Annotated in this window: 16 protein-coding genes; 10 read left to right on the top strand and 6 right to left on the bottom strand. The window is 61.8% G+C overall.

What is annotated here, in order from left to right; translation table 11 throughout:
- Positions 1–54: 54 nt before the first annotated feature.
- From ACLBW8_RS24835 to dacB, 4 genes are all read left to right on the top strand, one after another.
- The gene (locus ACLBW8_RS24835; RefSeq protein WP_447806536.1) at positions 55–990 is read left to right on the top strand and encodes a glutathione S-transferase family protein; all 936 of its coding nucleotides are present in this window, start codon (positions 55–57) and stop codon (positions 988–990) included.
- A gap of 109 nt (positions 991–1,099) precedes the next feature.
- Complete coding sequence (locus ACLBW8_RS24840; RefSeq protein ID WP_447806537.1) at positions 1,100–3,520, top strand: TonB-dependent siderophore receptor; 2,421 nt, start codon at positions 1,100–1,102, stop codon at positions 3,518–3,520.
- Positions 3,520–4,560, top strand: coding sequence for a YncE family protein (locus tag ACLBW8_RS24845; protein ID WP_447806538.1), 1,041 nt, complete (start codon positions 3,520–3,522; stop codon positions 4,558–4,560). The genes ACLBW8_RS24840 and ACLBW8_RS24845 overlap by 1 nt, the downstream gene beginning before the upstream one ends.
- Before the next feature lie 54 nt (positions 4,561–4,614).
- On the top strand, positions 4,615–6,072 hold the full coding sequence (dacB, locus tag ACLBW8_RS24850) for a D-alanyl-D-alanine carboxypeptidase/D-alanyl-D-alanine endopeptidase (RefSeq protein WP_447806539.1): 1,458 nt from the start codon (positions 4,615–4,617) through the stop codon (positions 6,070–6,072).
- Position 6,073: 1 nt separating this feature from the next.
- On the opposite strand, the gene ACLBW8_RS24855 is transcribed toward dacB, so the two are convergent.
- A complete protein-coding gene (locus ACLBW8_RS24855; RefSeq protein WP_064450829.1) occupies positions 6,074–6,853 on the bottom strand; it encodes an IclR family transcriptional regulator in 780 nt (259 codons plus the stop codon).
- A 120-nt stretch (positions 6,854–6,973) separates the two neighbouring features.
- On the opposite strand from ACLBW8_RS24855, the gene hmgA reads away from it, so the two are divergent.
- The 4 genes from hmgA to ACLBW8_RS24875 all read left to right on the top strand — a co-directional run bounded on the left by hmgA (position 6,974) and on the right by ACLBW8_RS24875 (position 11,708).
- Positions 6,974–8,257, top strand: coding sequence for a homogentisate 1,2-dioxygenase (gene hmgA / locus ACLBW8_RS24860; protein ID WP_447806540.1), 1,284 nt, complete (start codon positions 6,974–6,976; stop codon positions 8,255–8,257).
- A gap of 3 nt (positions 8,258–8,260) precedes the next feature.
- On the top strand, positions 8,261–9,547 hold the full coding sequence (fahA, locus tag ACLBW8_RS24865) for a fumarylacetoacetase (RefSeq protein ID WP_447806541.1): 1,287 nt from the start codon (positions 8,261–8,263) through the stop codon (positions 9,545–9,547).
- 12 nt (positions 9,548–9,559) lie between these two features.
- Positions 9,560–10,204, top strand: coding sequence for a maleylacetoacetate isomerase (gene maiA, locus ACLBW8_RS24870; protein WP_221294004.1), 645 nt, complete (start codon positions 9,560–9,562; stop codon positions 10,202–10,204).
- Positions 10,205–10,337: 133 nt separating this feature from the next.
- On the top strand, positions 10,338–11,708 hold the full coding sequence (locus tag ACLBW8_RS24875; RefSeq protein WP_447806542.1) for an MFS transporter: 1,371 nt from the start codon (positions 10,338–10,340) through the stop codon (positions 11,706–11,708).
- A gap of 54 nt (positions 11,709–11,762) precedes the next feature.
- Here the strand turns inward: ACLBW8_RS24875 and ACLBW8_RS24880 are convergent, their stop codons facing one another.
- Positions 11,763–12,566 carry a SirB1 family protein gene (locus ACLBW8_RS24880; RefSeq protein ID WP_447806543.1) on the bottom strand — a complete coding sequence of 268 codons (804 nt, stop codon included), beginning with the start codon at positions 12,564–12,566 and terminating at the stop codon, positions 11,763–11,765.
- A gap of 187 nt (positions 12,567–12,753) precedes the next feature.
- Between ACLBW8_RS24880 and ACLBW8_RS24885 the strand changes: the two genes are divergently transcribed.
- Entirely contained in the window at positions 12,754–13,773 is a 1,020-nt protein-coding gene (locus ACLBW8_RS24885; RefSeq protein WP_064450835.1) for a Glu/Leu/Phe/Val dehydrogenase family protein, read from the top strand.
- Between the two features lie 55 nt (positions 13,774–13,828).
- On the opposite strand, the gene ACLBW8_RS24890 is transcribed toward ACLBW8_RS24885, so the two are convergent.
- Positions 13,829–14,089 carry a YebG family protein gene (locus tag ACLBW8_RS24890; protein WP_016974596.1) on the bottom strand — a complete coding sequence of 87 codons (261 nt, stop codon included), beginning with the start codon at positions 14,087–14,089 and terminating at the stop codon, positions 13,829–13,831.
- A 248-nt stretch (positions 14,090–14,337) separates the two neighbouring features.
- Here ACLBW8_RS24890 and ACLBW8_RS24895 point away from each other — a divergent pair, with 248 nt between their 5' ends.
- Positions 14,338–14,826 (top strand): phosphate-starvation-inducible protein PsiE, encoded by a 489-nt coding sequence (locus ACLBW8_RS24895; RefSeq protein WP_064450838.1) that lies wholly within the window; start codon positions 14,338–14,340, stop codon positions 14,824–14,826.
- Here ACLBW8_RS24895 and ACLBW8_RS24900 read toward each other — a convergent pair.
- The 3 genes from ACLBW8_RS24900 to ACLBW8_RS24910 form a co-directional block, all read right to left on the bottom strand.
- Positions 14,823–15,140, bottom strand: a complete 318-nt coding sequence (locus ACLBW8_RS24900) for a DUF3509 domain-containing protein (protein WP_053254548.1) — start codon at positions 15,138–15,140, stop codon at positions 14,823–14,825. The genes ACLBW8_RS24895 and ACLBW8_RS24900 overlap by 4 nt on opposite strands.
- Positions 15,141–15,439: 299 nt before the next feature.
- A complete protein-coding gene (locus tag ACLBW8_RS24905) occupies positions 15,440–16,726 on the bottom strand; it encodes a serine/threonine transporter (protein ID WP_447806544.1) in 1,287 nt (428 codons plus the stop codon).
- A gap of 62 nt (positions 16,727–16,788) precedes the next feature.
- Positions 16,789–18,165, bottom strand: a complete 1,377-nt coding sequence (locus tag ACLBW8_RS24910; protein ID WP_447806545.1) for an L-serine ammonia-lyase — start codon at positions 18,163–18,165, stop codon at positions 16,789–16,791.
- Positions 18,166–18,284: the final 119 nt, after the last annotated feature.

The following is an 18,284-nucleotide window of genomic DNA, read 5'->3' on the forward strand; positions in this document are numbered from 1 at the left end:
CGCGCGTGTTTTTGCAGGCTAAGCTAGTGGCTCACTTATTGGGCGGAGCCTGGCATGTCTGAGTTGATCCTTCACCACTACCCGCAATCACCCTTCGCTGAAAAAGCCCGGCTGATGCTTGGGTTAAAGGGCTTGTCCTGGCACTCCGTACGCATCTCGCCAGTGATGCCAAAACCCGACTTGACGGCCCTGACCGGCGGCTATCGCAAGACGCCCGTGCTGCAAGTCGGCGCCGATATCTACTGTGACACTGCCTTGATCGCCCGCCGCCTGGAACAGGAAAAAGCCGCCCCGGCGCTGTTTCCCCAAGGCCTGGAACTGGTCACCCAAGGGTTTGCCGCCTGGGCGGACTCCGTGGTGTTTTCCCATGCCGTGGCGCTGGTGTTCCAGCCGGAATCCCTGGCCGTGAAATTTGCCAACGTACCCGCGCAAATGCTTCAGGTGCTGGTGGCCGACCGCAGCAAGTTGTTCAGCGGCGGCACGGCAGCCCGCTTGCAGTTGGACCAGGCCAGGCATCAATGGCCGGCGATCATCAGCCGCATCGATCAGCAATTGCAGCACCAGGCTGGGGATTTCCTGTTTGGTGAACCGTCGATTGCCGACGTTGCCCTGGCTCATCCGCTGTGGTTCCTCAAAGGCTCTTCGGTGACGGCGCCGTTGGTGGATGCGTATCCGGCCGTTGCCGCCTGGCTGGACCGGGTGCTGGGTTTTGGCCATGGCACCGCCAGTGAGATGACTGCCGAACACGCGCTGGAAGTGGCGCGTAACGCCACGCCTGCCGGCTTGCCTGACGAACGGTTCGAGGACTTGAACGGCTTCAAGCCCGGGCAACAGGTGACTATTTCGGCCACCGACTACGGCACCGATCCGGTGGCCGGAGAGCTGCTGTTTGCCGGGCGTGAAGAGCTGATCCTGCGTCGTACCGACGAGCGCGCGGGCACCGTGCACGTGCATTTCCCGCGCCTGGGTTTTCGCATTCAAGCGCAATAAGTAAAAATATTTGCAAACAAAGGTGAGGTAAATCCACCGCTCAACCGTGTAGTGCTTGAAACTGCGATTAATTCGCATTAACAGCGTTTTCTACACGGGTTCTCACAGCATGAAGTCGACGGCGGGCGGTTGGGTAAAACAGTGGCTGGGAGCCTCGGTATTGACGGTGTCGGGGCTGGCGTTACTGCCCCTGGCCGTGGCGCAGGCGCAGGAACAGCAAAGCGCCCAGTTCAACTTTGCGCTGGCAGCCAAACCGCTGCCCCAGGCCCTGAGCGAATTCAGCCGGGTGACCGGCATCAGCGTGATCTACACCGACGAAGCGCCCTACGGCCTCAGTGCCCCGGCGGTCAGCGGGCAGATGAGCGCGACCCAGGCCCTGCAACGCCTGCTCGGTCATTCAGGCTTTACCTTCCGCCAGATCGACGCCCGCACCCTGGCCCTCGAGCCCGCGCCCACTGACGGCGCGGTCAACCTCGGCGCCACCACCATCAGCGGCGCCAGCCCGGCCCAGGACAGCACCAGCTACCAGCCGCCGCCCACCAGCTCAGTGATGCGTTCCCATGGCCTGCTGTTGGAAACCCCGCAAACCGTCAACGTGGTGCCTGCCCAAGTGCTGCGCGACCAGACCCCGCGCAACCTCGATGACGCCCTCGCCAATATCAGCGGCATCACCCAGGCCAACACCTTGGCCAGCACCCAGGACGCGGTGATGCTGCGCGGTTTTGGCGACAACCGTAACGGCTCAATCATGCAGGACGGCATGCCGGTGGTGCAGGGCCGCGCGTTGAACGCCACCGCCGAGCGCGTTGAAGTGCTCAAGGGCCCGTCATCACTGCTGTACGGCATCCAGGACCCGGGCGGCGTGGTGAATATCGTCAGCAAAAAGCCCGAGTTGGTGCAATCCACCTCCCTGACCGCACGTGGCTCGACGTTCGGCAACGGCAAAAACGGCAGCGGCGGCAGCCTCGACACCACCGGGCCCATCGGTGACGGCGGCCTGGCCTATCGCCTGATCGTCGACCATGAAGACGAAGATTACTGGCGCAATTTCGGTACCCACCGCGAGACGTTGGTGGCGCCGTCCCTGGCCTGGTACGGCGACACCACTAAAGTGGTCTTCGCCTATGAACACCGCGAATTCCTCTCGCCGTTCGACCGTGGCACCGCCATCGACCCCAAGACCAACCATCCGCTGAACATCCCCACGACGCGTCGCCTGGACGAGCCGTTCAACAATATGGAAGGCCGCTCCGACCTGTACCGCCTGGAAGTCGACCACGATTTGAACGACGACTGGAAAGCGCACTTCGGCTACAGCTGGAACCGCGAAACCTACGACGCCAGCCAAGTGCGCATTGTGTCGGTCAACCCTAACGGCACGCTGACCCGCAGCATGGACGGCACGCGGGGCGCGTTGACCACCGATCGTTTCGCCACGATGAGCCTGGAAGGCAAGGTGAACGTCGGTGGCATGCAGCATGACCTGGTGTTCGGCCTGGACGATGAGTACCGCAAGATCTATCGCGCCGACCTGATTCGCCAGGCGCAACGCAGCGCATTCAGCTACCTCAATCCGGTCTACGGCAAAGATGTGGAAGGCACCACCGTCAGCGCCAAGGACAGCGCCCAGACTGACCTGCTGCGCAGCGACTCGCTGTTCTTCCAGGACGCCATTCACCTGACCGACCAATGGATTCTGGTGGGCGGTGTGCGCTATCAGATGTACGACCAGTACGCTGGCAAGGGCGTGCCGTTTACGGCCAATACCAACGGCAATGGCCAGGCCTGGGTGCCGCGTGCCGGCCTGGTGTACCGCTACACGGATGAGCTGTCGTTCTACGGCAGCTACACCGAGTCGTTCAAGCCCAACTCCACCATCGCCGCCTTGGCCGATGGCAGCACCTTGACCGGCGACCTCACGCCTGAGGAATCCAAGTCCTGGGAACTGGGGGCCAAGCTCGACATCCCTGGGCGTATTACCGCCAGCGCAGCGTTGTTCAATATCGACAAACGCAACGTGCTGGTGTCGGTGGGTTCCGGTGCGAACACGGTCTACAGCATTGCTGGGCAAGTGCGTTCGCGTGGCCTGGAGTTGGACGCTACCGGCCAGTTGACCGACCAGTGGAGCGTGATCGGCAGCTATGCCTACACCGATGCCTTGGACACCAAGGACAAAGACCCGACCCTTGAGGGCAACCGCCTGCAAAACGTGGCCAAGCACACAGGCTCACTCTCGGCGGTCTACGACTTCGGCAATATTTTCGGTGGCGATCAACTGCGGGTGGGCGCAGGTGCGCGTTATGTCGGTGAGCGCGCTGGCGATGCCGCCAACGATTTCAACCTGCCTGGCTACACCGTCGCGGATGCGTTTGCCACCTACGACACCAAAATCGAAGGGCAGAAGGTCAAGTTCCAGCTCAATGTGAAGAACCTGTTCGACCGCACGTACTACGCATCGGCCGCGAGCCGGGTGTTTGTCTCGCTGGGCGATGCGCGGCAGGTGTCGGTGTCCAGTACGTTGACCTTCTGATGAAAAAATCCATCTGGTTATTGGGCTTGCTGCTCAGCAGCACGGCGCTGGCGGATTCCAGCGCCTACCACCGTGAACACCGGGTGACCCTGCCCGGTGCCGGCCACAGCTGGGGTTTTATTGGCCTCGACCCGACCCGTCCGTATCTGTTTGTGGCGCGGCGTGAAAACGGCCTGAGCGTGTTTGATGTGCTGCATCAGCGTGCGGTCAAGACCGTGGCCCAGTCTGCAGGCGCCAACGGCGTGGTGTTTGTGCCCAAGCTGGACCGAGTGTTCGTGCTCAATACCGACGGCAGTTTGGGCGTGGTGCAGTTATCCACACTCAAGCCGCTCAAGCGTATCGCCGTGGCACACAGCAACCTCAACAGCGCGGTGTATGAGCCATCTACCGGCAAGGTGATCATTGTGAGTGGGCGGCGGGCAGACCGCTCGACGCTGTTTGAGTTTGATCCCAAACAAGAGCGCATCACCGGCGCCCATGAGCTGGCGGTGAAGAAAATCGACCCGCTGTTGCTTAAGGGCGATGGCAGTTTCTTCCTGCCGATGCGCGATGAAGGCAAGGTCGCGCGGTATGCGGCCAGCACCTTTGCCGTGCTGGATACCTGGCAGTTTGCTGGTTGCCCCAAGCCCAGCGCGTTGGCCCAGGATGTCGAGCGCCAGCGTTTGTTTGTGGCGTGTCGCGGCGATGCGCCGGTATTGATCGTTGCCGATCGGCAGACGGGTGAAGTCAAGGCGACGTTGCCGATTGGGCGTGACGTCAATGCCGTAGCCTATGATGCGCAACATCGTCGGCTGCTGATCCCCAGCGGTGTGGATGCCAACCTGATGGTGATCGACCAACAGGATGCCGATCATTACGCCGTGGCTGCGACCCTCAGCACCTTGCCGATGGCCTACAACATGGCCTTCGATGCGCAACGCCAGCGCGTTTACCTGCCCGCCATGGACTTTGTACAGCCCGCGCCGAGCCCGGCCGAACCCAAGCCAGACCCGCAATTTCAGGCCGATACGTTCTCCATCACCACCCTGGCACTTGATTGAGCGCGGTGAATTAACCAAGCTGCGCACTTTCGTAGATTCAGGAACGCCAGGTTTATGCGGTTGGGACGATGGATACACGCCAGTGCAATGACGCTGGCCTTTGGCCTGTTGCTTGGTGGCTGCGCAACATCATCGAAGACGGCGTCCGGGCCCAGCCTGGACCAGTTGCTGGCCGACCCGGCGCTGCACGGCGCCACGGTTTCGCTGATGGTGCGTGACGCCCGCAGCGGCACCACGCTCTACGAGCACAACCCACGCACACGGCTGGTGCCAGCCTCCAACCTCAAGCTGCTGACCACCGCTGCGGCCATGGACGTGCTGGGGCCGCAATACCGCTTCGCGACGCAACTGCTGAGCAATGGCATACGCCAGGGCGATCGCCTGACCGGCAACTTGTACCTGCGTGGCCTGGGCGACCCGACCATTCAGTTCGCCGACTACCGGGCTCTTGCGGCGCAATTGGCCAGCCAGGGCGTGCGCCAGGTGCAGGGCGACCTGGTGTTCGACGACACCTGGTTTGACGCCGAGCGGCTGGGTGTCGATTGGTCCCACGATGACGAAACCACCTACTACGGCGCGCAGATTTCGGCGCTGACCGTGTCACCTAACGCAGATTTTGATGCGGGCAGCGTACTGGTCACGGCCAAAGCGCCAGCGCGTGTGGGCCAGCCGGTGAATGTCGATATCTTCCCGCCGACCGACTACCTGCAATTGAGCAACCGCGCCGTCAGCGGGCCAGGCAACACCTATGGCATCAACCGCCGCCATGGCACCAATCTGCTGCAGCTCAGTGGCGCCGTAGCACCGGGGCGGCAGAGCGAACAATTGGTCAGTGTGTGGGAGCCGACGCAACTGGTGGCCAATCTGTTTGAACAGGCGTTGGCGCAGCAGGGCATTACGGTGCTGGGGCGTCGAGTGATGGGCGGCGCCAGCCCGGCCACGGCGACGGTGTTGGCCGAGCACCAGTCGGCGCCGTTGCAGGAACTGATCACGCCGCTGCTCAAACTCTCGAACAACAACATGTCCGAAGCCCTGCTCAAGGCCATGGGCCGCAAGACGGCCAATAGCGGCACGGCGGCGGCGGGTGTGGTGGCGGTGGCCGGGTTTCTCAAGCGCCAGGGGCTGGACACGGCAACGCTGAGCCAGGTCGACGGTTCCGGCCTGTCACGGCGTAACCTGGTGTCGTCGCAAAACCTCACCGACCTGCTGCTGGCTGCGAGCAAACAGCCGTGGTTCAGCGCCTGGTACAACGCGCTGCCGATTGCCGGCAACACCGACCGCATGACCGGTGGCAGCCTGAGTTATCGCTTGCGCGGCACAACGGCTGAAAACAACCTGCACGCCAAGACCGGCTCCATGGGCGGCGTGTCGTCCTTGAGCGGTTACATCACCGATGCTCACGGGCGCCAGTTGGTGTTCTCGATGCTGACCAATAACTACGTGGTGGCCGGCGCGCAGGTGAAGGGCCTGGAGAACCGCGTGGCGGTGGCCCTGTCACGTTGGGACGATTGATTCAGGGCTGATAGCCCATCCGCCAACTCACGGCCCGGGTCGCGGCCAGCAAGCGCTGCGCCGCCGGGCCATCTTCATCGGCGTGGAACAGCGAGGTGGGGCCGACCACGGTCATCACCGCCGCCACGTGCCCGATTGCGTTGAACACCGGCGCCGACAATGCATCGACGCCGGGCATCAGCAAGCCATGCACAAAGTGCAGGCCACGGCTGCGGATCTGTTCACACGCGCTGGCGTAGGCCTGATCATCCGCCAGGGCATGGGCGATACCGGCCTGGATCTCACGCTCGCGCAATTCGACGGTCTCCCGCGACGGTAAATAAGCGCTGAACACCAACCCGGTGGATGAGCTGAGCAGCGGCAACACCGAACCCAACTGCGTCACCACCGTGATAGCGCGCACCGCCGGCTCGATGTGCACCACGGTCGCGCCCTGGTTGCCCCACACCGCCAAAAAGCAGGTCTCATTCAGTTCATCGCGCAGCTCCGCCAGGGGCAGGGCGCCGACTTTCAACACATCCATGCTGCCCAGCGCCGCCAGGCCCACGCGCAAGGCTTCGCGGCCCAGGCCATAGTGGTTGGTGGCGGTGTTCTGTTCGGCAAACCCCGAGGCGATCAGTGCCTGCAAATAGCGATGGACCTTGCTCGCCGGCATCTGCACGTGCTCGGCCAGGCGCGACAGCGAGGTGGCCGGGGACAGTTCGGCGAGGGCCTTGAGGATATCGGTGCCCACTTCGGCCGAGCGGACTTTCTGTTTACCGGTGTCGCGGGGCTTTTCCATGGGGGAGCGAGAATCCGAGAGATGAATGGGCGTCTTTATAGCTTGACGGTCGATAGTGTTCAAATTACGTTATGCGTAACTGGATTACGATAAAAACAACTTCCGTACTGAGGATGATCCATGAACCTCGAATACCTGTCGGGCTTCGGCAATGAATTCGCCAGCGAAGCCCTGCCCGGCGCGCTGCCCGTCGGCCAGAATTCCCCGCAAAAAGCGCCCTATGGCCTGTACACCGAACTGTTTTCCGGTACCGCCTTCACCATGGTGCGCAGCGAAGCCCGGCGCACGTGGCTGTACCGCATTCAGCCATCGGCCAATCACCCGGCCTTCGTGAAGCTCGAACGGCAACTGGCTGGTGGGCCGTTGGGTGCTGTGACGCCGAATCGCCTGCGTTGGAACCCGTTGGATATGCCCGCCGAGCCGACGGACTTTATCGACGGGCTCGTAGGCATGGTGGCCAACTCAGGGTCTGCAAACCCCTCAGGCATCAGCATCTACAACTACCGCGCCAACCGTTCCATGGAACGAGTGTTCTTCAACGCCGACGGCGAACTGTTGATCGTCCCCGAGCAGGGCCGGCTGCGCATCGCCACCGAGTTGGGCGTACTGGACCTCGAGCCGCTGGAAATCGTCGTGCTGCCGCGCGGCCTTAAATTCCGTGTCGAACTGCTGGACGCCCAAGCGCGCGGCTACGTCGCCGAAAACCACGGCGCGTCGCTGCGCCTGCCGGACCTGGGGCCTATCGGCAGCAACGGCCTGGCCAACCCGCGTGATTTCCTGACGCCGGTCGCGCACTACGAAGACCTCAAAAAACCGACCACGCTGGTACAGAAGTTCCTCGGCGAGTTGTGGGCCTGTGAGCTGGACCATTCGCCCCTGAACGTGGTCGCCTGGCACGGCAATAACGTGCCGTACAAATACGACCTGCGCCGCTTCAATACCATTGGCACCGTCAGTTTCGATCACCCGGACCCGTCGATCTTCACCGTGTTGACCTCGCCCACCAGCGTGCATGGCCTGGCCAACCTCGACTTCGTGATTTTCCCGCCGCGCTGGATGGTGGCCGAGAACACCTTCCGGCCGCCGTGGTTCCACCGCAACCTGATGAACGAATACATGGGCCTGATCCAGGGCGCCTACGACGCCAAGGCCGAAGGCTTCCTGCCCGGTGGTGCGTCGCTGCACAGTTGCATGAGTGCCCATGGTCCGGACGGCGAGACGTGCACCAAGGCCATCAATGTGGAACTGGCGCCGCACAAGATTGATAACACCATGGCCTTCATGTTCGAGACCAGCCAAGTGCTGCGCCCCACACAGTTCGCCCTGGAATGCCCGCAACTGCAAAACACTTACGACGCGTGCTGGGCCTCGCTGCCCGCCACCTTCAACCCGAACCGGAGATAACCCATGACTCAACCAACGCTAACCCGCAGCTGGGTGGACTCCGCCAACGGTCACCGTGATTTCCCGTTGCAGAACCTGCCGTTGGGCGTGTTCAGCATCAACGGCTCGGCACCGCGCAGCGGCGTGGCAATTGGCGACGCGATCCTCGACCTGCATGCCGCGCTGGACGAATTTGACGGTGAAGCCCGTCGCGCAGTTGAAGCGACGGTAGGTGGCCAGTTGAACGCCTTTTTCGAGCTGGGCCGTGGCCCGCGCCTGGCCTTGCGCGAGCGGCTGCTGGAGCTGCTCGCCGAAGGCAGCAAGCTGCAAACCCGTGAAGCGCAGGTGCTGCACCGCGCCGCCGATTGCCAGATGCACCTGCCGGCGAAAATCAGCGATTACACCGACTTCTATGTCGGCATTGAACACGCGCAAAACGTCGGCAAACTGTTCCGTCCCGACAACCCATTGCTGCCGAACTACAAGTACGTGCCGATCGGTTATCACGGCCGCGCCTCGACCATTCGCCCGTCGGGCACAGATGTACGCCGGCCCAAAGGCCAGACGCTGCCCGCCGGCCAGACCGAGCCAACCTTCGGCCCCTGCGCACGCCTGGATTACGAATTGGAGCTGGGCATCTGGATCGGCCAGGGCAATGCCATGGGTGACTCGATTGCGATTGGTGACGCCGCCGAGCATATCGCCGGTTTCTGCCTGCTCAACGACTGGTCGGCGCGGGATATCCAGGCTTGGGAATACCAGCCACTGGGCCCGTTCCTGTCCAAAAGCTTTATCACCAGCATCTCGCCGTGGGTGGTGACGGCCGAAGCGCTGGCGCCGTTCCGCAAAGCCCAACCGGCACGCCCCGAAGGCGATCCGCAACCGCTGCCGTACCTGCTGGACACGCGTGACCAGGCCGCGGGCGGCTTTGACATCGAACTGGAAGTGCTGCTGACCACCGCCTCGATGCGCGAGCAAAACCTGCCGGCCCATCGCCTGACGTTGAGTAACACCCAGCACATGTACTGGACCGTGGCGCAAATGGTTGCACACCACAGCGTCAACGGCTGCCAGTTGCAGGCCGGTGATCTGTTCGGTTCGGGCACCTTGTCCGGCCCGCAACCGGGGCAATTCGGCAGTCTGCTGGAAATCACCGAAGGCGGCAAAAAGCCGATTGAACTGGCCTCCGGCGAGGTGCGCAAGTTCCTCGAAGACGGCGACGAGATCATCCTGCGCGCCCGGTGCAGCCGCGAAGGGTTTGCCTCCATCGGCTTCGGCGAGTGCCGTGGCACTGTGGTCGCGGCGCGCTAAGAGGGCAGGGCGATGGAACTCTATACCTACTACCGTTCTACGTCGTCGTACCGGGTGCGTATCGCCCTGGCGCTCAAGGGGTTGGACTTCAGCGCCGTGCCGGTCAACCTGCTGGTGCCGCCCGGTGGGGCCAATCGCCAACCGGCGTACCTGGCGATCAACCCGCAAGGCCGGGTGCCGGCGCTGCGTACCGACGAGGGCGAGTTGTTGATTCAGTCGCCAGCGATCATCGAGTACCTGGACGAACGTTATCCACAGGCGCCGCTGCTTTCCAAAGACCTCGCAACCCGTGCCCATGAGCGCGCGGTGGCGTCGATCATCGGCTGCGATATTCACCCGTTGCACAACTCCAGCACCCAGAACCTGCTGCGCCAGTGGGGGCATGACGAGGCGCAATTGCTGGAGTGGATCGGGCACTGGATCAGCCAGGGCCTGGGTGCAGTCGAGCAGTTGATTGGCGATAAAGGCTTTTGCTTTGGCGAGCAGCCGGGGATGGCGGATGCGTTTCTGATTCCTCAGCTGTATGCGGCCGAACGCTTCAAGGTGCCGTTGGCGGCGTACCCGCGCATTGGGCGCGTGGCGGCGTTGGCGGCGCAGCATCCGGCGTTTGTGCAGGCGCATCCGGCTAATCAACCGGATACTCCAGAAGCACCCTGAATCAATGTAGGAGCTTGCTCGCGAATGCGTCGGATCAGTCGAAACATTTGTCGCTGACACATCGCTTTCGCGAGCAAGCCCGCTCCCACATTTTGATCGGCGACATCCTCATAAAAATAACAGGTACCTTGCGATGCACAATCAGATTGCCAGCTTTCGCGCGGCACTCGACGCCCGTCCGGTGTCGCGCTATCAGTGGTTGATTCTCCTGTTGCTGGCGTTGCTGCTGGTAACCGATGGCTACGACGCGCAGGTGCTGGGCTATGTGGTTCCGGCATTGGCGAAGGACTGGGGCCTGGAAAAAGCGGCATTCGGTCCGGTATTCAGTGCCAACCTGCTGGGCCTGACGCTGGGCTCGTTGCTGGTCACGCCACTGGCTGACCGCTTTGGTGTGCGGCGCATCCTGCTCGGCTGCGTACTGATCTACGCCAGCCTCACGGTGTTGATGGTGTTTGCCAATTCGCTGACCACGCTGATGGCCGCACGGTTTATCTGCGGCATCGGCATGGGCGGCGCAATGCCGAGTGCCATGGCGTTGATGTCGGACTATTCGCCGCCCCGGATGCGCACCTTGATGGTGACCCTGGCCGCGTGCGGTTTCTCGTTCGGCGGCGCGGCGGGTGGTTTCGTGGCCGCTGGGTTTATCGATGGCTTCGGTTGGCAGGCGGTATTCCTCGCCGGCGGCGTGACGCCGTTGCTGCTGTTTCCTTTTCTGATCTGGCTGTTGCCGGAATCCCTGCCGCGCCTGCTGCGGGATGCGCCGCCGTATGCGTGCTTGCGCAAAGTCACTGGTCGCATGCTGCCCGACTGGCAACCGCCGTTGGCGAGCGAAGCCGAAAACCTTCAGGAGCGGGGCAGCAAACTCACGGTGGTCGAGCTGTTCCGAAATGGTTACGCGCGCCCGACCGTGTTGATCTGGGCGACCTTTTTCGTCAGCCTGATCCTGCTGTATTTCATGATCAGTTGGCTGCCGTCGTTGTTGCTGGAAAGTGGCCTGGCGCTGAACGAAGCCAACCTGGTGACCTCGATGTTCCTGTTCGCCGGCACTTTGGGCGCCATCGGCATGGCCTGGTTCGCCGACCGCCTGAAAAGCAAGGTACGGCTGCTGTCCGGCGTGTTGGCAGCGGCGGCGGTATGCACCATTTTGCTGGGCCTGAACCACGATAATCCGCGCTATCTGGTGGCCTGTGTATTCGCCGCCGGGTTTTGCATCATCGGTGGGCAACTGACCCTCAATGCCTTCGCCAGTAACTTCTACCCGGCGCATGTGCGCGCCACCGGCACTGGCTGGGCGTTGGGCGTGGGGCGATTCGGGTCAATCCTGGGGCCGCTCTTTGGCAGCATGTTGCTGGCGATGCATATTCCGGTGGAGCAGATTTTCTTCTTCTGTGCGATTCCGGCGGTGATTGCGGCGCTGTTGATCATCCAGGTGCGCTCGCCTGTACCGACTGCGCCGAAGAGCCCGCTGTATAGCGATATTCTCAAGGCGCCGGCCAATCACTGATTGACCGGTTGACGCGGTTTATGTGGCGAGCCGGCTCGCCACACAGCACGTATTTCAGTGCACCACTGAGTTGGGCGGCAGGTGCCCCAGCCGCTCCGTCAGGCGCAGGCGCTGGATCGGGTCCTCGCTGAGCAACAAGGCGTGCTCGAGGTCAAAACGTTCAGCGCTCGGGCAATCCAGGCGCTGGTACAAACTGGCCCGCGCCAGGTAGTCGGCGGCGCTGGCGTTGCCCAGTTCCAGCACGCGTTCGGCGTCGACCAGCGCGGCCAGCGGGTTGTCGTTGGAGAGGTGCAGTTGGCGCAGGTTGCGTGACAACCGTTGCAGGATCGAGCGCGGGCCGGCGGTCAGCAGGTGGTCGGCGTGTAACTTGAGATTCGGCCCGTACTGGCGATGCAGCAATTCTCGGCAGTCATTGGGGTACAGGCGTCGCCCGCCGCAGGGGTCCAGCAGGTGATCGGCGCCGGGCACCCGCAGCAGGAAATGGCCCGGGAAGTTCACGCCCACCATGGGGATATCCAGGCGCCGCGCCAACTCAAGCGCGATCAGCCCCATGGCCAGGGGTTGCCCGCGTTTGCGTTGTAATACCTTGTCGAGCAAGGCCGCCGCCGGGCGCAGCGGGGTGAAGTCATCCTGGGCGAACCCCAAGTCATTCATGCGCCGCAGCAGCGGCTGGCCGAGTTCATCCGCCGGCAACATGGGCATGCCCACGCTGACCTGTTGCTGCAGCACAATGAGCTCTTGCAGGATCAGCAAGGGCTGCACGGCGGGGTCGTGTTCGGCAGCAATCCACAGCGCAGCTTCAAACAGCGCAGGGGGTGAACGGTCCAGGCAGGCGAAAAAGGCTTTGCGGGGATTCATTGCGTTCTCCGGCGGATGCCCCCGTTTTAGCCTTGCTGTGAATTTTCGTCCAGTGACTTAAGCAATAACCGACGTGCTTATGTCGCAGACCCCACGAAATCCGGCGGCTTATTCCAGCGCACTTCGGCAGTTTTCTACCGCAAGCCTATACTTGGGCCTCTACCAGAAGTGATTCGGGAGCTCGACGATGTTTGCGCTTATGCACAGCACCCGCCTTGAGTCGCTGCACCTGAGCGTCGACGCGGTCACCGGGCTGAAGGCGGTCATCGCCATTCATAACAGCCGCTTGGGGCCTGCCTTGGGCGGTTGCCGTTATCTCGCTTACCCCGACGATGAAAGTGCCGTGGCCGATGCCGCGCGCCTGGCCCAAGGCATGAGCTACAAAGCCGCCCTGGCCGGCCTGCAGGTGGGCGGCGGGACGGCGGTGATCATCCGTCCCGTGCACGTGGAAAGTCGCGCCGCCTTGTTTGAAGCGTTTGGCCGTTGCATTGAAAAACTCGATGGCCGCTTCGTTACCTCGATCGACAGCGGCACTTCAGTGGCCGACATGGACTGCATCGCCCAGCACACGCGCTTCGTCACCAGCACCACCGCCGCCGGCGACCCCGCGCCCCATGCTGCCATGGGCGTGTTCACCGGCATCCGTGCCGCCGCCATGGCCCGCCTGGGCAGTGACAACCTCGAAGGCTTGCGCGTTGCGGTGCAGGGCCTGGGCAATGTGGGTTACGCCCTCGCCGAACAACTGCATGCCGCGGGCGCTGAATTGCTGGTAAGCGACATCGACCACGGCAAGGTACAGCTCGCCATGGAGCAACTCGGCGCACACCCTATCGCCAACGACGCCTTGCTCAGCACGCCTTGCGACATTCTCGCGCCTTGTGGCCTCGGTGCGGTGTTCAATCGGCACAGCGTCGGCCAACTGCGTTGCGCCGCCGTGGCCGGTTCTGCCAGCGCGCAACTGACCACCCTGGACATCGCCGACCAGTTGGAAGGGCGCGGCATCCTCTACGCCCCGGACTACGTGATCAACTCTGGCGGCCTGATCTACGTCGCCCTCAAACACGCCGGCGCCGAGCTGGCGGACATCACCGCGCACCTGTCCAACATCGGTACGCGCCTCACCGAAATCTTCGCCCACGCCCAGGCCGAAAAACGCTCCCCCGCACGGGTGGCGGATGAGCTGGCCGAGCGCCTGCTGTACAAATAGTCCAGGCATTAAAAAGGCCCTGAATCATTGATTCAGGGCCTGTTCAATTCGGGCTTTATTCCGCCGTTGGGTTCAGCAACTCGGACAAAGCGTCCGGTTGGCTCTTGAACGCCTTGGCAAATACATCGCGGTTCTTCGCCATGTAGATCCCGGCTTCTTCCACCTGCTGCTCGCTCAGGGACGGCACGGCTTTTTGCAACACTTCTGCCAGCAACTCAGCGAGTTCAAGCATTTTGTCATGACGGTCAGCTTCGGCTTTATCCATGAACAAACGCTCCAGATCTCGGCTGCTGCGGTATACCACTTCGACGGCCATTTACCACCTCACATGCCTTCACGATAGTTGTCTTTTTCGACTACTGTATTTATATACAGCTAAAAGAGTAAGCCAAACCCTGGGGTTTGGGTAGCAGTTTTTTAATGTAGCCCGTAAATGCAGGTTTGGCGTGTCTCATGTCATCCCGCCCTCATCTTATACGTGCCTCTGGCCTTTTTTCTGCATGCAAAACAACCGTCACGTCCAACCCGCATTATCCGGTCGAGCCGACCTAAGGAAGCATCATCGTGAAAATCAACTGGGCCGAAAAGCTGCGCCGGCAAGTCCATGGGCTGGCCGAGTCGCTGGGCAATCTGTTCGTCGAGACGTTCCATTACCTGGCGCTGTTCGCCATTGGTGCGGTGACCGCCTGGGCAGCAGTGATGGAGTTTCTGGGGATGCTGGAGACCGGGCACATCAAGATTGATGACATCTTGCTGCTGTTCATCTACCTGGAACTGGGCGCAATGGTCGGGATTTACTTCAAGACCAACCACATGCCGGTGCGCTTCCTGATCTACGTGGCGATCACTGCGCTGACGCGCCTGCTGATTTCCAACGTGTCGCACCACAACCCGCCTGACATCGGCATCATCTACCTGTGTGGCGGCATTCTGCTGTTGGCGTTCTCGATTCTGGTGGTGCGCTACGCCTCGTCGGCGTTCCCGTCGGTAAAGGTTGAAGGCCCGCGCCGCAAGGGCGAAGCGAGCCTGGAAACCGAGAAGGGCGAGCTTTAAAGCCCAACGCTGAAGGGCAGGGTGCGGGCGGGCGGTCGCTGCAGGAGTTTGTGGCTGTCGCCGTCCGTCATCACCGTGAGGATTTCCATGGCGCTGTGGCCCTGCTCGATGGCGATGCCGAATTGAATACTTTGCACCAGCCGTTTGAGCCGCTGCGGGTCGTTGCGTTGTTCGGCGCTGATCATGCGTTTGGCCACCACGCCGTCCTCATTCGAGAGGGTGAGCATGATGCTGCCATCCAGCCGTTGGATGCTCAGGTTGACGCGGTAGTTGGGGGTGAAGGTGTCGGTGATGATCTGAAAAGGATTGTCCATGGTGCGTTACCGCCTGATAGGAACATGCAGTCATTGACGACCGGTGTCAGGATTAGTTCGCGTTGCCTGACCACCGGCCACTCCGTCGCTGAGGTTTCACAAAGTCCGTTTGCCTCATGAGCTGTACAGCAAGGGCCGTGCCGTAAAGCAATCCATCACCCAGTGATAGTCCAATGTGGGAGGGGGCTTGCTCCCGTTAGCGGTGTATCAGTCAATAAATGCTCGGCTGAAGGATCGCCATCGGGAGTAAGCCCCCTCCCGCATTTGTTTTGTGTTGTTCTTGAGGGCGGTGGGCTATTTCAGGGCAATACCGAGAAAACGATCGCAGACAGCGCAATCAGCCCGATCACCACCACAAACACATTCGACAGTTGGCCCGAGTACTGGCGCAGAGATGGCACGCGGCGAATCGCGTACATCGGCATCAGGAACAGCAGGCACGCGATGATCGGCCCGCCCAGGGTTTCGATCATCCCCAGGATGCTTGGGTTGAAGGTGGCCACGGCCCAGCAGGTCAGCACCATGAACAGTGCGGTACAGCGTTCCAGCCCTTTGGACGACATCGAGCGGTTACGCCCGCGCAGGGATTTGACGATCAGCCCCTGGAAGCCTTCGCTGGCGCCGATGTAGTGGCCGAGGAAGGATTTGGTAATGGCCACCAGCGCGATCAACGGCGCGGCGTAGGCGATCACCGGGGTCTGGAAGTGGTTGGCCAGGTACGACAGGATCGAAATGTTCTGCGCCTTGGCGGCGGCCAAGTCGGCTGGCGACAGGGCCAGCACGCAACTGAAGCAGAAGAACATCACCGTCAGCACCATCATGCCGTGGGCAGTGGCGAGGATGCCGCTGCTTTTGCGCTCGGCCTGGGCGCCATACACGCGCTTCTGGTCAACCGCGAACGCTGAAATGATCGGTGAGTGGTTGAAGGAAAACACCATCACCGGGATCGCCAGCCACAGGGTCTTGAAGAACAGCGGTAACGGCATGCCTTCGCTGGCCGAGGCGAAAAATGCGCCGTTCCAGTTGGGGATCAGGCTCACGGCCAGCAATAGCAGGGCGGCGACGAACGGGTACACCAGCATACTCATGGCCTTGACGATCACACCCTGGCCGCAGCGCACGATGGCCATCAGACCGAGGATCAACACCAGCGACAGGATCGCCCGGGGCGGCGGGGCCGTGTGCAGTTGGTGTTCCATGAAGCTGCTCAGCGTGTTGGTCAGCGCCACGCTGTACACCAGCAGGATCGGGAAGATGGCGAAGAAGTAGAGCAGGGTGATCAGCTTGCCGGCACCGACGCCGAAGTGTTCTTCGACCACGTCGGTGATGTCGCCGGATTTGCCTGACAATACAAAACGCGTCAGCCCACGATGAGCAAAGAAGGTCATCGGAAAGGCCAGCAACGCCAGCACGATCAGCGGCCAGAATCCGCCGACGCCAGCATTGATTGGCAGGAACAAGGTGCCTGCGCCGATGGCGGTGCCGTAGAGGCCCAGCATCCAGGTGGTGTCGTGTTTGGTCCAGCCAGTTGTTACGGTGGTCTCTGAAGCAGGATTTTCGGCAGCAGGTGTACGTACATCGGTCATCGGTATTGCCTCGTTATTATTTTTGCGCGGGCTCACGTATGGGGCGGGTAAAAGTGCTCCGATCAGCACTCCACCCAGCTGACCGCCAGGCCGCCCCGTGAAGTTTCTTTGTATTTGTCATGCATGTCTGCGCCGGTATCGCGCATGGTGCGGATTACCCGGTCGAGGGAAATGAAGTGTTTGCCGTCACCGCGCAGGGCCATTTGTGTGGCATTGATGGCTTTGACGGCGGCGATGGCGTTGCGCTCGATGCACGGCACTTGCACCAGGCCACCGACCGGGTCGCAGGTCAGCCCGAGGTTGTGTTCCAGGCCGATTTCGGCGGCGTTTTCCAGTTGTTCCGGGGTGGCGCCGAGGATGTCGGCCAGGCCGGCGGCGGCCATGGCGCAGGCGGAACCCACCTCGCCCTGGCAACCGACTTCGGCGCCGGAGATCGAGGCGTTCTTTTTGCACAGGATGCCGACGGCCGCTGCAGCGAGGAAGAAATTGACCACATCATCGTCGGACGCGTCCGCGTTGAACTTCATGTAGTAATGCAGCACCGCTGGAATGATGCCTGCCGCGCCGTTGGTTGGCGCAGTGACCATACGCCCGCCGGCGGCATTTTCTTCGTTGACGGCGAGGGCGAACAGGTTGACCCATTCCATGGCCGACAAGGTCGAGGTGATGACATTGGGTTTGCCGATTTCCAACAGGCTGCGGTGCAATTTCGCCGCACGGCGTGGCACATCAAGGCCACCTGGCAAGATGCCTTCATGGCGCAGGCCTTGCTCTACGCATTCGCGCATCACTGACCAGATATGCAGCAGCCCGCTGCGGATGTCTTCATCGCTGCGCCATGCGCGTTCGTTGGCCATCATCAATTCCGAAACCCGCAGGCCGTGCGTGTTGCACAGGGCCAGCAGTTCGACGGCGCTGGAAAAGTCGTAGGGCAATTCCACATCGCTGGCAGGCGCAATGCCTGAGGCAGCTTCAGCCGCTTCGATGATGAAACCACCACCTACCGAGTAATAGGTTTGTTCGCTGAGCAGGCCGCTGTCGCCGTAGGCGTGCAGGGACATGGCGTTGGGGTGATAGGGCAGGCTTTCGTCCAGCAGGAGCAGGTCTGTGTGCCAGTTGAAGGCAATGTCCTGCTTGCCCGCGAGCAATAAACGGCCGGACTCGTGCAATTGCTGGATACGCGCGTTGATCGAGGTGGGATCGACCTTATCCGGCCATTCGCCCATCAGGCCCATCACGCAGGCGCGGTCGGTGGCATGGCCGACGCCGGTGGCGGACAACGAGCCGTACAGACGCACTTCGACACGGCGTATGTCGTTCAGCAAATGCTGGTCGGTGAGGGCTTGGGCAAAGGTCGCCGCCGCCCGCATCGGGCCGACGGTATGCGAGCTGGAAGGGCCGATGCCCACCTTGAATAGATCGAAAACACTGATAGCCATGCTAAAGCCTTACAAGCAATGGAGTAGAAATCGCTGCCATGTTTTGTAGGACGAGCGGAATTGGCGCGATACTGAGCCTCTGGATCGGCACTGACCAACGAATTATCCTAAGACACCCT

The organism is Pseudomonas sp. M5A4_2d (genome assembly GCF_053345295.1).

Bases quoted from the DNA above. Each gene is read 5' to 3' on its own strand.
- ACLBW8_RS24835 (WP_447806536.1), top strand. From the start codon at position 55: ATGTCTGAGTTGATCCTTCACCACTACCCGCAATCACCCTTCGCTGAA.
- ACLBW8_RS24840 (WP_447806537.1), top strand. From the start codon at position 1,100: ATGAAGTCGACGGCGGGCGGTTGGGTAAAACAGTGGCTGGGAGCCTCG.
- ACLBW8_RS24845 (WP_447806538.1), top strand. From the start codon at position 3,520: ATGAAAAAATCCATCTGGTTATTGGGCTTGCTGCTCAGCAGCACGGCG.
- dacB (WP_447806539.1), top strand. From the start codon at position 4,615: ATGCGGTTGGGACGATGGATACACGCCAGTGCAATGACGCTGGCCTTT.
- ACLBW8_RS24855 (WP_064450829.1), bottom strand. From the start codon at position 6,853: ATGGAAAAGCCCCGCGACACCGGTAAACAGAAAGTCCGCTCGGCCGAA.
- hmgA (WP_447806540.1), top strand. From the start codon at position 6,974: ATGAACCTCGAATACCTGTCGGGCTTCGGCAATGAATTCGCCAGCGAA.
- fahA (WP_447806541.1), top strand. From the start codon at position 8,261: ATGACTCAACCAACGCTAACCCGCAGCTGGGTGGACTCCGCCAACGGT.
- maiA (WP_221294004.1), top strand. From the start codon at position 9,560: ATGGAACTCTATACCTACTACCGTTCTACGTCGTCGTACCGGGTGCGT.
- ACLBW8_RS24875 (WP_447806542.1), top strand. From the start codon at position 10,338: ATGCACAATCAGATTGCCAGCTTTCGCGCGGCACTCGACGCCCGTCCG.
- ACLBW8_RS24880 (WP_447806543.1), bottom strand. From the start codon at position 12,566: ATGAATCCCCGCAAAGCCTTTTTCGCCTGCCTGGACCGTTCACCCCCT.
- ACLBW8_RS24885 (WP_064450835.1), top strand. From the start codon at position 12,754: ATGTTTGCGCTTATGCACAGCACCCGCCTTGAGTCGCTGCACCTGAGC.
- ACLBW8_RS24890 (WP_016974596.1), bottom strand. From the start codon at position 14,089: ATGGCCGTCGAAGTGGTATACCGCAGCAGCCGAGATCTGGAGCGTTTG.
- ACLBW8_RS24900 (WP_053254548.1), bottom strand. From the start codon at position 15,140: ATGGACAATCCTTTTCAGATCATCACCGACACCTTCACCCCCAACTAC.
- ACLBW8_RS24905 (WP_447806544.1), bottom strand. From the start codon at position 16,726: ATGACCGATGTACGTACACCTGCTGCCGAAAATCCTGCTTCAGAGACC.
- ACLBW8_RS24910 (WP_447806545.1), bottom strand. From the start codon at position 18,165: ATGGCTATCAGTGTTTTCGATCTATTCAAGGTGGGCATCGGCCCTTCC.